The 14,433-nt window shown below is 38.8% G+C and carries 13 protein-coding genes, 3 pseudogenes and 1 riboswitch; of the genes and pseudogenes, 3 read left to right on the top strand and 13 right to left on the bottom strand.

The genetic code is table 11. The annotated features are described in order from the left end of the window. From HT671_RS07815 to HT671_RS07870, 12 genes and pseudogenes are all read right to left on the bottom strand, one after another. Nucleotides 1–372, bottom strand: a pseudogene (locus HT671_RS07815) (transposase family protein); the annotation flags it as partial. A gap of 140 nt (nucleotides 373–512) precedes the next feature. Further along, entirely contained in the window at nucleotides 513–1,709 is a 1,197-nt protein-coding gene (locus HT671_RS07820) for an MFS transporter (RefSeq protein ID WP_100127924.1), read from the bottom strand. Nucleotides 1,710–2,265: 556 nt separating this feature from the next. Further along, a pseudogene (locus tag HT671_RS07825) lies at nucleotides 2,266–2,394 on the bottom strand (phosphatase PAP2 family protein); the annotation flags it as partial. Nucleotides 2,395–2,420: 26 nt separating this feature from the next. Next, on the bottom strand, nucleotides 2,421–3,641 hold the full coding sequence (locus HT671_RS07830; protein ID WP_001091363.1) for an MFS transporter: 1,221 nt from the start codon (nucleotides 3,639–3,641) through the stop codon (nucleotides 2,421–2,423). Between the two features lie 199 nt (nucleotides 3,642–3,840). Then, entirely contained in the window at nucleotides 3,841–4,713 is an 873-nt protein-coding gene (locus tag HT671_RS07835) for a helix-turn-helix transcriptional regulator (RefSeq protein ID WP_000525619.1), read from the bottom strand. Between the two features lie 111 nt (nucleotides 4,714–4,824). Then, a complete protein-coding gene (locus tag HT671_RS07840; RefSeq protein ID WP_000653436.1) occupies nucleotides 4,825–5,475 on the bottom strand; it encodes a phosphatase PAP2 family protein in 651 nt (216 codons plus the stop codon). After that, the gene (locus HT671_RS07845) at nucleotides 5,465–6,028 is read right to left on the bottom strand and encodes an ECF transporter S component (RefSeq protein WP_000185825.1); all 564 of its coding nucleotides are present in this window, start codon (nucleotides 6,026–6,028) and stop codon (nucleotides 5,465–5,467) included. Before HT671_RS07845 ends, HT671_RS07840 begins: the two co-directional genes overlap by 11 nt. Nucleotides 6,029–6,191: 163 nt before the next feature. Then, nucleotides 6,192–6,410, bottom strand: a riboswitch (FMN riboswitch). A gap of 53 nt (nucleotides 6,411–6,463) precedes the next feature. Further along, a complete protein-coding gene (locus HT671_RS07850) occupies nucleotides 6,464–6,967 on the bottom strand; it encodes a tRNA (cytidine(34)-2'-O)-methyltransferase (RefSeq protein ID WP_000181376.1) in 504 nt (167 codons plus the stop codon). A gap of 192 nt (nucleotides 6,968–7,159) precedes the next feature. Continuing rightward, nucleotides 7,160–7,990: an energy-coupling factor transporter transmembrane component T gene (locus tag HT671_RS07855; RefSeq protein ID WP_001148088.1), complete on the bottom strand. Its 831-nt coding sequence runs from the start codon at nucleotides 7,988–7,990 to the stop codon at nucleotides 7,160–7,162. Next, nucleotides 7,975–9,657 carry an ABC transporter ATP-binding protein gene (locus tag HT671_RS07860; RefSeq protein WP_000656513.1) on the bottom strand — a complete coding sequence of 561 codons (1,683 nt, stop codon included), beginning with the start codon at nucleotides 9,655–9,657 and terminating at the stop codon, nucleotides 7,975–7,977. The genes HT671_RS07855 and HT671_RS07860 overlap by 16 nt, the downstream gene beginning before the upstream one ends. A 283-nt stretch (nucleotides 9,658–9,940) precedes the next feature. Continuing rightward, nucleotides 9,941–10,486, bottom strand: coding sequence for an ECF-type riboflavin transporter substrate-binding protein (locus HT671_RS07865; protein ID WP_000795930.1), 546 nt, complete (start codon nucleotides 10,484–10,486; stop codon nucleotides 9,941–9,943). A 15-nt stretch (nucleotides 10,487–10,501) separates the two neighbouring features. Next, complete coding sequence (locus tag HT671_RS07870) at nucleotides 10,502–11,350, bottom strand: S-adenosyl-l-methionine hydroxide adenosyltransferase family protein (protein ID WP_001063603.1); 849 nt, start codon at nucleotides 11,348–11,350, stop codon at nucleotides 10,502–10,504. A gap of 187 nt (nucleotides 11,351–11,537) precedes the next feature. Between HT671_RS07870 and trkA the strand changes: the two genes are divergently transcribed. The 3 genes and pseudogenes from trkA to HT671_RS07880 all read left to right on the top strand — a co-directional run. Then, nucleotides 11,538–12,887 carry a Trk system potassium transporter TrkA gene (gene trkA / locus HT671_RS07875; RefSeq protein ID WP_172923113.1) on the top strand — a complete coding sequence of 450 codons (1,350 nt, stop codon included), beginning with the start codon at nucleotides 11,538–11,540 and terminating at the stop codon, nucleotides 12,885–12,887. A 3-nt stretch (nucleotides 12,888–12,890) separates the two neighbouring features. Further along, the gene (locus HT671_RS12075) at nucleotides 12,891–13,124 is read left to right on the top strand and encodes a hypothetical protein (protein WP_007285018.1); all 234 of its coding nucleotides are present in this window, start codon (nucleotides 12,891–12,893) and stop codon (nucleotides 13,122–13,124) included. Beyond that, nucleotides 13,125–14,078: pseudogene (locus HT671_RS07880) on the top strand (potassium transporter TrkG); the annotation flags it as partial. Between the two features lie 99 nt (nucleotides 14,079–14,177). Here HT671_RS07880 and HT671_RS11440 read toward each other — a convergent pair. Then, on the bottom strand, nucleotides 14,178–14,433 hold a 256-nt coding region (locus HT671_RS11440), incomplete at its 5' end, for a hypothetical protein (RefSeq protein ID WP_205380469.1).

The following is a 14,433-nucleotide window of genomic DNA, read 5'->3' on the forward strand; positions in this document are numbered from 1 at the left end:
ATTCGCTAATTGTTTTTTAAGGCGATTGATTTTTACTTCCGTCGCATCAATCATTACCGTGTCCTCAGAACTGAGAGGAGTTCTTGAAATCGTAAAACCACTTTGAACAAGAGTTACTTCAACCCATTGATTCCGATGGGTTAAGTTGCTTTCGTGGATACCAAAATCAGCCGCAATTTGTTCATAAGTGCGGTATTCTCGCACATATTGAAGAGTGGCCATCAGAAGGTCTTCTAGGCTTAATTTAGGTTTTTATCCATCTTTTGCGTGTTTAATTTTTAATACGGCTAACATCTCTTCAAAAGTCGTGCGCTGAACAGCAACAAGGAGCTTAAATCGTGTATCAGTTAGTTGTTTACTTGCTTCATAATTTTATTGTATCATATTTTTGTTTCACAGGAAGTCTAATCTAATGGAATAGGAGGCAGTAAGATGGAAACTATCATAGCTTGTACTCATAAACTACTCAAAACGATATATGAAGTCTTATATCTCCATAAAAATACATAATTTCACAGTGTTTTTTTTAATGCTGACGATATTACAGGAATAAATGAAATTGCAAAATAAATGATAACTGAAATAAAGTATACTGGCAAAATTCCAATTAAGTCTGCTAGATAACTAAATGAAACTAGCGCTACAGCATACATTAGTTGCATTAAAACACTTCTGGCAGCAAAAGCTCTTGCCAATATACTAGGATCAACTTTTTCTTGAATAATTGATTCTTGAATTATATTTCTAATTTGTGCAGGGGGGCCGACTAGAAAAGAAATAATAATTGTTATGATAGGGCTTCTATTAACAGTGTAAAATAGTGTGAGTAGTGTAACAAGAAGTGATGATATAAACAAAAATTTTCCTGGAAAATGTTGAAGTTTATGAGAGTATTTTGTTATTACCCCTCCTCCAACTATAATCCCTAAGAAGTATGCTGAACCCTGGTATCCCCACCAAGTTTCACTTGTTAAAAGGATAGTGGTTGTAAATGCTAGGAGGTATGAAGATGTCCAAATCACATTTGCAAAATTTTCAATAATATCCATAATAGTTATATCCCTGATGACAGGATTATCCCTTATAGGTATGAGACCTTCAAAAATTTGATATACATATGAACTTTTGGAAGAGTTTGGTTTATGTTGATTCTTTTCAACGTGAATATAAAAACTTAGAACTGAGGAGAGCAAGAAACACAAAGATATACAATATAATGAATATTGCAAACCTAGTAACGTAGACAATGGAATTGCAAGTGCCCAGCCTGCTGTTTGAACGGATTGACGAATGCTTAGGGTGAGACCGTTTGCTTTTACTATCGCATCATTATCAACTATACTAGGAACAATAGCTAGACGTGCAGGAGTATAAAAACTATTGGTGATGCTTATTAAAAAGACTGTGGAATAGGTTATTATAATACTATCATTAAATGAACTGATAATGGTATAAGACAGAGTAACTAGCCCACCAATCAGATTAGTAAACGACAATACATTTTTATGTGAAATTTTGTCTAAAAAAATAGGTCCAATCAAACCTCCTATAACTGCTGAAATAGTTCCTATTATCAAAACAAATGTTGATTCACTGATAGAATTACTTTGTGAATAAACCTTTGAGATGATTGTTACACTGAAAAAAATATTTGCAATCAAGTTAAAAATTTGATTGCAAAGTAAGTATTTAAAATTATTATTGCTTATCTTAACTCATTCCTTTTGCAAATAAATATTGATTAGTATAGCAAAAAAATATATTTTACGCAATTACTATGCTCTCGTGTTGATATACCATACATATGAAAGCTTCTACCTTTCCTTTTGTATATCTATCTAATTTTAGCCATATTGCTTGAGAATTCCATAACCTTTCTTGCAAAATCATAGTTTTAGGTGGTGACTAAAATAGATAGAAATATAATATTGCTTACGGTAGGAATTATGGTATCTCTTGGGAACAGTGATCTCTCTAAACATGTAAAGTCTGATTTTATTAATTAAGGAGGTACATTTATCGTATGGTTTTATAATCACTCTATGAGGGACAGGGGAATCACTTGCTGATTCCTCCTAATTTCTAGCTGGACGGTATTGATCGGACTCTTTATAAGCTCTAAGGTTGCATGGGAAGAGCTCCTCCAACTTAAATCAGCGTAATGGGATAATACAGAATGGTCCATTTTTCTAATAAGTATAGTTGAGTCGGATGAAGATATGCTATATTGACTTTCATTTCTTTCTCCTCAAGGGAATTCGATACTCACTTCTGTTTGCCTTTAAATCGCCATTGGAAGCGGAGCTTGTCATAAAAGGGAAACTCGATAAACAAGACTCCCAAACCCAGACAGAGACTGGCAAGAACGTCTGATGGGTAATGAACTCCCACCCAAAAAGAGACAGTAGTTCATACTACTATTACTCTATTTTCATTGCTTTCACAATTGCTAAGGCAGTCAATACAAAAATAAAAAGTGGAAGCACTGTGATTTTTAGGTTTGTAGCACTCGCTAAGGCAACGATGAGCATGCTAAGAATTCCTGGTACAACAACATTGAATACTCCAAGCACTGACTGGATGGTTCCCATGACTTCTTCTGGAACCATCGAGAATACAAGGTTGAAAATCCGAGGCCCCATCATTCCTACTGCAACTGCGCATAAGAAGACAACTACCAATAAAAGGAGGAAATGATTGATCAACCAAGAAAAGAGAATACAGAGATGCATAATTTCTTCAAAGTAGACAATCATTTTTATGGGAATATTTTTTAGGATACCTCCACTCAAAAAACTTCCCACAATCGTTCCTGAAAAAATAACCACTGACAATGCTGCAATGGATTTCCCAGTGTCAAAGAAGATAAATGGATGATGAATCAACATCAAAGTCGTTAAAGGGGTAATAATGCTTAAAATCACTTGGTTCATAGCTGCAATGAATATTAATTTGATGATGGTTGGAAAACTTGACAATATCTTCATAGAATAGAGGAAATGCTCTCCAAAAGATTTTGCGGTTAATCTTTTACTAACCTCCATCTGTCCCTCAATATCTCTCAAAGAAGTACGAATAAACACCACACCCAACAGTGCAAAAAGAAAGGTCAAAGCATTCAAACCCACAAACATCTGAAGACTGATGACCCCAATCAAAACTCCACCTGTAAGGTTGCTAAGAATATTAACTACACCAGCAGTTGCCTGTCTAAACCCCATAGCATCTGTCATATCATCTCCTATAATCCTCACATACAAAGGAGAAATCATAGCACCTGCAAAATAACTCATGGTATCTGATAAAAGATTGATGCCACAAATAAGAAAAACCATCCCCATAGAAAAGTTCTTATCCGTTACAAACAGTGTCAATAGAGTATAAAGCAGAAACTTACTTGCCAATATAGCAATATATTTTGCAACACGATTTTTTTGAAAATCGGCAATAACGCCTGTGAACAACTGAGAAATCTGCGGCAAAGTCTCCGAAACTGTTATACAAAGAACAGCTAATGAAGCAAATTTATATCCCGATACATAAGAAATAAATGAAATATAAAACAGCGTATCACCAAATGACGAAACCCATTGATTAATTAGCAACATCCGGTAATTTTTATTGGTCAGAAAAGTATTCATTGGATTGCCTCCTTCTTCAGCTCAAAAGGAAATTGAAATCCTAACAACGCCCAATATATCCCCAAAGCTCCAATACCAAAATCAAAAACTATTGATGATATTCTAATACATCAATTTTGGTTTGTCAATAATTTTTATGGTGTTTTTTTATTTTTTTTGAAATATGAATTTAAGTTATCTAAAAATACAAATCTTTTTCTTAATCTTCACTTTCCAATAATTTCATTTCCTTCTCAATTTCTAGCATCATTCTCTGGTTCTCTTCGTGCTTGTAAAGCTGATAAGATACTTGATAAAAACCTAGTATCCTATCCCTTTCAGCAAAGCTCTCGCTTATATTTCCCAATAAACAATACAAATCTGCTAATCGATAACTACTATTATATCTTTTACAAATAGCTATCGTTTCTGTAATTTCTGCTATAGCTTCAGATGTTCGTTCATTCAACCACAAATATCTACAATAGTTATATCGGAATTTAATCATCAATTCTAACTGTTCCAAATGATGAACAGATAGTGACTGGAGGTTCTCTTTTAAAAGTTGATAGAGTTCCTGATATGTGTCTTCCTGCCCCATATCAAAATAAAAATTAGCCAAGGTATTTCCCAGTTGTAGATAGTAAAAATCAGATTTTTTCAGAGATAACAGTATTTTTTCCAGTTTCGCAACTGCCCCTGTTTGATGATTTAAATAACAGAATTGAACTAATGTATCAATCCAGTCCAAATAAATCTGGTCTTTAGCAGATAGACGAGTACGTTTAGATTTTTCCAGTTCATAGATGTAATGGAGAGATTCATATTCCCTCTCATCCAAAAATTTCTTAGATAATTCTTTAAACTTATCAATATTTTCTAAACTAGAAACCTCAGTATCTTCAAAGAAATAATCCATGCTCACCTTCAATCGCTTAGATAGTTGAAAGAGTAATTCTGACCCAGGTGAATATTTACCTTGCTCCATACGGCTAATCTGCCCTTGCTCACAAATCCCCTCAGCTAATTCTTTTTGAGATAATTTTAATTCCTTTCTTTTATTTTTTAATCGTGTCGCTAATAGCATACCCACACTTTCTTCCTCCTTGCTTTATTTATTAAAATATATCAAACACCAAAACATGTTTCAAGTATATATTTCATATGGTTCTATTTGTATTTGTACAATTTTTTATCTTTTCCATCACTTCTGCTTGCCTTTAAATCGCCATTGGAAGCGGATCTTGTCATAGAAGGGAAATTCGATAAACAGGACTCCCAAACCCAGACAGAGACTGGCAAGAACGTCTGATGGATAATGAACTCCCAGATATACCCTTGATACCAGCACACTAACTAGGTAGAGGCCAAGGACGATTTGTACAATTTTTCTCCAGACTGGATTTTTAATTCGTTGACTGAGAATGACAATCAGAGTACCTACCATCAAAGTTACAGCCAGAGAATGCCCACTTGGGAAGGAAAATCCCTTCTCCTCCACAAGATGTAAGATAGCTGGTCGTGGGCGCTGGTAGATATTTTTAAAGGTCACGATTAAAAGACCCGCTAAAGCCAAATTCCCCAGCATGAAGAAACTTTCTATCTTCCATCGCTTACGATAAAAGACAAAAGCTGTAATAACAACCCAAGTGATAATCACTGGGATATCAATCAAGCGTGTGATGGCTTTGAAAAGAATAGTCAAGTAATCTGGCAAATCTCCTCGAACTACCGTTTGAATCAATTGGTCAAAACCGACCAGCGTTTCAGGGTAAAATTTGACCATGTAGCCAAGAATAACGAAAAGTAAAAGGGCAAAACTGCCCTTCATTAAAAATGTTTGTTTATCTTTCATAGTGTTTTAAGGTTGGTTTCAAAAGGACGTACAACAACCAGAATGAAACGGAAAAGATTACACCCTCAATCAAGTTAAAAGGTAATACCATGGTCATTAGGTAGTTGGAAAGTCCCAAAATTTTTCCAATATCAAAGTTAGCAAACTTAGCGTACAAAGGAACAGCATAAACATAGTTGAGAACCAACATGGCAAAGGTTAAACCAATAGTTCCAGCTAGAGAGCCTAGTAGGAAACGAAGGGTTGTCCGTTCCTTTTTCCAAATCAAAGCAAATACGATGACAAAAACTCCCAAAGCTACGATATTCATCGGCAAACCAATGTAAGTATTCACTCCTTGGCTGTTAAGAAGCAATTTCAAGAGTGAGCGAAGCAAGAGCACTCCTAGAGCAGCAGGCAAATCCATGACCACCAGACCCACAAGGACTGGCAAGATACTAAATTCGATCTTGAGGAAGGATGCCGCTGGCAAGAGCGGAAAGTCAAAGTACATCAGCACAAATGAGATGGCTGATAAGATCGCAATGGTCGAAAGTCGACGTGTGTTTGTCATAACAGGTTCCTCCAATTTTCTATAAAATCAGAAGAAGTTAGAAAGGATTCCTCTATCTATTCTCACTTTTTATATCCCAAAAGTTCCCTCTCACTCTATTAAGGAAATTCAAGCAAGCGGTTACAGTTTAGCTATAAATCTATCAGAACAGACAAAGCTATTCTTTCGTCTTCTCCCATCCAGACTATACTGTCGGTTGTGGAATCTCACCACATCAGCTTGCGCTCGCGGACTTATTTGGCTAAGATATTTTAGATTTATCTAGGCGTCGCAGTCGAAGATAATACTTAAAGTATATCGAGACAAGACAACGACGAGAAAGCTAAAATAGCTAGTCAAATTTACCGCCGGTCGGGAATCACACCCTGCCCTGAAGACTCTTTTATCATAACAAAAAACGCTTGCAAGCGCAAGCATTTTGTTCATTTTCATTTTTTATTTCAATTTATCTGCTTCATAGGTATGAACGAGCTCAAGACCTGCAAAGTGCTGCTGGCGGAGGGCTTCGTAGACAATCATGCAGACGGTATTAGACACATTGAGACTGCGGACATGTTCATCATTCATGGGAATACGGAGAGCCTTCTCAGGATGTTCTCGCATAAAGTCCTCAGGCAAGCCCTTGTCTTCACGTCCAAAGAGAAAATAATGGTCCTCGTCAGTCGATAAATCCACATCAGAATACACTTTCTCAGCAAATTTTGAGATCAGATAGAGTTTGCCCTTCATATGAGACATGAAATCCTCCAAACTCTCGTAAAAATAAATCTCTAGTTTATCCCAATAATCCAATCCAGCTCGCTTCATCTTGCGGTCGTCAATAGGAAAGCCCATTGGCTTGATGATGTGGAGGGGAGAATTGGTCGCAGCACAAGTACGCGCGATATTGCCTGTATTTTGTGGAATTTGTGGTTCAAATAATACAATGTGATTTGTCATGACTTGCTTCCTTTCACCATTGCAAAAAAATAGCCACACTGCCCGGAGTCAAGCTCAGCAAACAGCGTGGTTAAGGCATCGTTAACTTACCTCACAACAGGTTTGAAGTAAATCAGCGAAACTACTTTCTTAGTATAACACTTTCAGAATCATTGTCAATAGAAACGACTTGATTTTTTCAATTTTTTCAAGCTATTTCCAAGGATTGTAAAATCGTCCTTGATTCTGCAAGATAAGTAGTAAACTAGCTACTAAAAACAAGGCTGCCAAGAACAAGGTAAGATAGTCTCCTTTTTTCAAGGCCTGATAACTATACCAAGTGCGTTTTTTCTCTTTCCCAAAGCGCCGAAGCTCCATGGCGGTCGCGATGGTATCAATGCGTTCTAGCGAGCTAAAAATCAAGGGAGTAATAATGCGCAAATTGCCTTTGATTCGTTGCATAAGAGAAGCTTTCTTGGATAATTCCATCCCACGCGCCTCCTGAGACATTTTGATAGTAAAGAATTCTTCCTGCAAATCTGGAATATAGCGCAAGGTCAGACTGACTGAATAGGCAATCTTGTAAGGCACACCAATTTGATTTAAACTAGAAGCAAACTGACTAGGATGGGTTGTCATCAAAAAGATAATAGCCAGAGGAATGGTACAAAGGTACTTAATGGCCAGATTTAGCAGATAAAAGAGCTCCTGGCTGGTCAGAGTGTAGGCACCGATTCCCTGCCAAATCACACTTCTCTCTCCGTAAAGTCCAACCCCATACTCAGGAGAAAAGAGATAGACCATCAAAACGTTTAAAACGGCAAATACCGTCGCAAAAACGGCCACAAAGGAAACATCTTTAAAACGGATTTCTGACAAATAGAGGAGAAAGACCGAAAAGATGGCAATCAGAACAAGCAGTCTGGTATCATAGCTAATCATGGCCGCCAATGACACGAGGATGAAAAAGAGAAGTTTACCAGCTCCTGACAAGCGATGAATCACAGTATCTCTATGCTGGTAACCAATTAATTTAGCTTGCATCCTTCTCTCCTTTCTTTGTAAAATGCCGTTAAAGCAAGTGGATCCACGTCTAGTTTTTTAGCCAAGTTGAAGATTGAAGTTTCTTTTAGATTGGCTTTTACTAACAGCTCAGGATTGCTCAACAGACTAGCTGGATCAGTATCAGCAATCAGTTCTCCATCAACCATGACAAGGGCCCTGTCTGAATAATCCAGCATCAATTGCATATCATGCGTAATCATGACGATGGTATGACCTTTTTGATGCAACTCTTCGAGAAATTCCATAATCTCAGTATAGTTCTTCTGGTCTTGACCTGCTGTCGGTTCATCTAAGAGGATAATTTCAGCTCCTAAAACCAAAATCGAGGCAATAGTGACACGTTTTTTCTGACCAAATGACAGGGCAGAAATAGGCCAATTACGGAATTCATAGAGACCACAGATTTTCAAAGTTTCATAGACTCTCGTTTCAATTTCCTTCTCATCCACACCTCGCAAACGAAGTCCCAGAGCCACCTCATCAAAAATCATGTTAGTTGAAATCATTTGATTAGGATTTTGCAGCACATAGCCTACTCGTTCCGCCCGCTCTGCAACAGAATCTCCTTTTATATCCTGCCCTTCCCAAAGATAGCGACCTTCCGTCTGAATAAAGCTACTTAAGGCCTTGGCTAGAGTTGACTTCCCTGCTCCATTTTTCCCGACAATGGCAATCTTTTCACCCTTTTTAATATCCAAATGTAGGGATTTTAAAATCGGTCTATCATCATAAGAAAAAGAAACCTCCTCTAGTCTAAAAAGTGACTGCAAATCTGGCATCTCTTTTGCCAGTTCATTCTGCAACTGAACCTGACCTTTTGAGATAGACAAGTTATCCAGATCTGCTAACTGTTCTTCCTTGGCTAAATCCACACCCAATTGACGGAGAGTGGTGAGATAAAGGGGTTCGCGAATTCCATTTTGGGTCAACAAATCAGTCGCCAATAACTGATCAGGACTTCCATTAAAGAGGATACGGCCATCGTTTATCAAGACAATCCGATCCACAGGTCGATGCAGAACATCTTCCAAACGGTGCTCGATAATAAGGGTCGTCGTCCCCTCCTCCTTATGAATCTGATCAATCAATTCAATAATATCCTGACCTGACTTGGGATCCAGATTGGCGAGTGGCTCATCAAACAAGAGAATCGGACTTTCATCAATCAAGACACCGGCTAGACTAACTCGCTGCTTTTGTCCACCAGACAAGTCTTGAGGACGCTGAGCTAGTAAAGGGAGAAGGTCCAGCTTTTCAGCCCATTTATGAACACGACTTTTCATCTCTTCTAGACTTGTTACATCATTTTCTAGAGCAAAAGCCAAGTCCTCTGCCACAGATAAGCCGATAAACTGCCCATCTGTATCCTGCAAAACTGTGCTAACCAGATGAGACTTATCATAGATGCTCATATCAAAGGCTGTTTGACCCTTTATCAAAAATTCTCCATATGTCTGACCCTTGTAAATATTGGGAATAATCCCATTCAAACACTGACCCAAGGTAGATTTACCTGATCCAGATGGTCCAACAATTAAGACTTTCTCTCCCTTGTAAATGGTCAAGTCTATCCCTTGCAAGGTCGGTTCTTGTTGTGTTTCATACTGGAAAGAGAAATCCTTCCACTCAATTATAGCTTCTTTCATCTTACTCTCTTCATTCGCTTCTTCTACTCAATGAAAATCAAAGAGCAAACCAGGAAGCTAGCCGTAGGTTGCTCAAAACACTGTTTTGAGGTTGCAGATAGAGCTGACGCGGTTTGAATTTAATTTTCGCAGAGTATTAGACTTCTATTTTATCATAAATCTACCCCTTCTTGCAGACTCTTCTATTAAAAACTTAGCGCCAAAAAGATTCCTATCCTAGCTTACTTGCCTAACTAATCTATAAACATCGAAAAAGACTGGTTGCCCAGCCTTCTCCATCATTTTAGTCCTTTTTCAAACTTCCTGCACGAGTTTGAGTTCCTGCATAGGCAAGCAAGAGAAGAGTTCCTGCAATAGCTACAGATACACCATTAGCAATTCCCGCAACAATTCCTTGGGCAAATACTTTTTCTGCAGCTTCTTGATAAATCACAACATCTCCAAGTGGTGCCAAGACACCCCAAACAAGGGCATTTGCAAGTAGTTGAATGAGGTTAAAAATAAGAATATCTTTCCAGTCAAAGACACCATTGATCACGCGAACGTACTTTCTAAATAGCCCCACAGCTAGACCAAAGAGCCCACTAGCGATAATCCAAGTCCACCACAGACCGTAACCAGCAAGAGAGTCCTTGATTGCATGACCAATCAACCCGACAAGCAAACCGATAATCGGTCCAAAAATAATAGAAAGTAGCGCTTGTACCGCATACTGAAGCTGGATGCTTGTATTTGGAACAGGGGTCGGAATGTTGATCATCCCGATGACGACAAAGAGGGCAGCGCCAATTCCTACAGCAACAACTTGTTTAATTGATTGATTTTTCATCTATATTCTCCTATTTTATGATTCTATTTTCTTTATTTCAATGGTCCAAGATGAACCGACACCTACATTATAGGCCTTGGCAAAGGAACCTTGGTTGATAGCCAGACCTAAACGATAGAGAGAGTTGATGTAAAGGATGGGTTGCCCAATTCTCACATCTGCAAATGATTTGCCATAAACAACCTGATTTTGATAGACCAGCATATCAGCGTGATAGATGGTCACTTCAAAACGGTCACCAAATTCTGGTTCCAGTTTGTAAAATTCTTCTCGCGTAATAGAGGTCCAAAGCGAACCAAAACGCACATCCAGAATATCAATGGCTCCCTTCACCAGATGATCTTCACTAATGGTCTCTACGACTGGAAGTTCCACAATCTGATCCACACTGAGCTCTGGCCCCACTTCCTCAAAAGAAATGTGACCACTGGCCAGTTTAGCACCAGTATAGGCATAGACATCACGACCGTGGAAAGTATAAGAATGCTCTGTGTTTTGACGCCTATTAGCTACCTCAGAAATTTCACGAACGGCTACAATACCAACGTGTTTCTTGATAAAAGAAAGAGTCCCATTATCTGGCGTGACAATGTATTGATTGTTTGCAGTCTTGGCAACCACACTCTTACGTTTCGAGCCGACACCTGGATCGACAACCGATACAAAAGTCGTTCCCTCAGGCCAGTAATCCACCGTCTGAAAGAGACGGTAACTACCCTCAAAAATATTATAAGGTGTGATATCGTGCGTCAAGTGATGAATTTTTAAGGTTGGAGACTCTTCTAAAGCCACTCCAATCATAGCCGATACCGCACCATCAACCAGACCAAAGTCTGATTGTAATACCAGTAAATTATTATTCATTTTATCTCCTTGTATATCCTTTATCATACCATATTTCAGAGAAAGTCGCTAATAGCTATTTCAATTGCTTAGGGTATAGTTTTACCTTATAGCAGATTTCCGCTAAAAGTTCTCCCTTATTGGCTAGTAGGTGCATTTTTTTTGAAAAAGGATATGATAGTTACATCATGAAAAAGTAGGTTTTATTATGAAAATTATCCTTGTCGGAGGGGGAAAAGTTAGTTTTGCCCTCTGTCGCTCCTTGGTTGCAGAAAAGCATGATGTTTTGCTGATTGAGCAAGACGAAGCTGTTCTCAATCATATTGTCAGTCGCTTTGATATCATGGGTATCCTTGGTAACGGGGTCGATTTTGCCATTCTTGAGCAAGCCAGCGTCCAAGATTGTGATATCTTTATCACCCTGACTGAGTACGATGAAGTCAACATGATTGCAGCTGTTCTAGCCAAAAAAATGGGAGCTAAAGAGACCATCGTTCGGGTGCGGAACCCTGAATATTCTAACTCCTATTTCAAAGAAAAGAATATTCTCGGTTTTTCTCTTATCGTTAACCCTGAGCTCTTGGCTGCCCGCGCTATCGCCAACATCATTGACTTCCCCAACGCTCTATCTGTCGAACGTTTCTTTGGTGGACGGGTCAGCTTGATGGAATTCACTGTTAAATCCTCCAGTAGTCTTTGCCAAATGCCCATTTCTGATTTTCGGAAAAAAATTTGGCAATGTCATTGTCGTGCGATAGAAAGAGATCATCAAATTATCATTCCAAGCGGTAACATGACTGTACAGGATAAAGATAGAATCTTTGTCACTGGTAACCGTGTTGATATGATACTCTTCCATAATTATTTCAAGTCTCGTGCCGTGAAGGGTCTTCTTATTGTTGGAGCTGGTAGAATTGCCTATTATCTACTAGGTATCCTCAAAGATAGTCGTATTGATACTAAGATTATTGAAATCAATCCTGAAATCGCTAGCTTCTTTAGCGAGAAATTCCCAAACCTCTACATCGTTCAAGGAGATGGTACCGCACAAGATATCCTGCTGGAAGAAAGTGCTCAAAACTATGATGCCGTTGCGACTCTAACAGGGGTCGATGAGGAAAATCTGATTACCTCTATGTTCCTGGACAGGGTAGGTGTACAGAAAAATATTACCAAGGTCAATCGTACCAGTCTCCTCGAAATTATCAATGCGCCTGATTTTTCAAGTATCATCACACCTAAAAGTATTGCCGTAGACACGATTATGCACTTTATTCGTGGTCGGGTTAATGCCCAGTATTCAGACCTTCAAGCCATGCACCATCTAGCCAATGGCCAAATCGAAACCCTGCAATTCCATATCAAGGAAGCCAATAAAATGACTGCCAAACCTCTTTCTCAACTGAAATTGAAAAAAGGGGTTCTTATTGCAGCTATCATTCGAAAGGGCAAAACGATTTTCCCAACTGGGGAGGATATGTTGGAAGTTGGAGACAAGCTCCTAGTAACAACCTTGTTGCCGAATATCACTAAGATTTATGACTTGATCGCGAGGTAAGAAATGAATAAAAGTATGATTCGCTACCTCCTTTCAAAGTTACTTTTGATTGAAGCGGTTCTCCTTTTGGTTCCTGTAGCTGTCGCTCTCTATTACCGTGAATCGAGCCAAGTCTTTACAGCCCTCTTTACAACGATTGGAATTCTGGTATTACTAGGTGGCTCAGGAATTTTACAAAAGCCAAAAAATCAACGGATTTATGCCAAGGAGGGAATCTTGATTGTGGCCCTCTGTTGAATCCTTTGGTCCTTCTTTGGTGGTCTCCCCTTTGTCTTTTCTGGGCAAATCCCTAGCGTTATTGATGCCTTTTTTGAAATTAGTTCTGGCTTTACAACTACTGGAGCAACTATTTTGAACGACGTTTCGGTTCTCAGCCGTTCCCTCCTCTTCTGGCGAAGTTTTACCCACTTGATTGGAGGGATGGGAGTGCTTGTTTTTGCACTTGCTATTATGGACAATGCCAAAAATAGCCACCTAGAGGTGATGAAGGCTGAGGTTCCAGGTCCTGTTTTTGGCAAGGTTGTATCCAAACTAAAAAACACTGCCCAGATTCTCTATCTCCTTTATCTAGCTCTCTTCTCCCTCTTTGTCATCATCTATTATCTAGCTGGCATGCCTCTCTACGATAGTTTTGTCATTGCTACGGGGACAGCGGGAACTGGAGGCTTTACCGTCTATAACGACGGAATTGCCCACTATGGCAGCTCACTGATTACCTATCTGGTCAGTATCGGAGTTCTGGTTTTTGGGGTAAATTTCAACCTCTACTACTACCTCATGCTCCGTCGCATCAAGGCCTTCTTTGGTGACGAAGAACTTCGGGCTTACTTGGTCATTGTACTGGTTTCTACAGGCTTGATTAGCCTCAACACCCTCTACCTCTACCCAGGGTTTTCAAAGAGCTTTGAAATGGCCTTCTTCCAGGTTTCCAACATCATTACAACAACTGGTTTTGGATATGGAGATATTACCAACTGGCCCCTCTTCTCCCAGTTTATCCTCCTTTTCCTCATGGCAATCGGTGGCTCTGCTGGATCAACTGCAGGTGGACTCAAGATTATTCGAGGCCTCATCCTTTCAAAAATTGCCAAAAATCAAATTTTGTCCATTCTATCTCCCCACCGTGTTTTGACTCTCCATGTGAATCAAACGGTGATTGATAAGGATACCCAGCATAAAATTCTCAAGTATGGTAGATTGAAACTAGAATAGTACATCTGGACTTCTAAAACATTGTTAGAAATCGATTTGACTGTCCCGATTGATTTGTCCTATTCTTATTTCATTTTATTATATCTTTAAATCCCGATCAGACATTTCAGTACCTGACTTATCCTCAATGAAAATCTCTTCAAACTGCGTCAGATCTATCTGCCCGACTTTATCACTTAATTTTCCGCCGACCTTACTTAATCCCTTGGTACATCTGGATTTTCCGACTATTTTCCAACTTTTTGTTTGTTGTATATAATTATGTATGCTATAATAGAGTATGGCATTTATTAAAACAACAACCAACAAAGAAGGGCGTACTAACGTCGAGAGA

Source organism: Streptococcus sp. 2741 (genome assembly GCF_013276315.1).
Classification (GTDB): domain Bacteria; phylum Bacillota; class Bacilli; order Lactobacillales; family Streptococcaceae; genus Streptococcus; species Streptococcus pseudopneumoniae.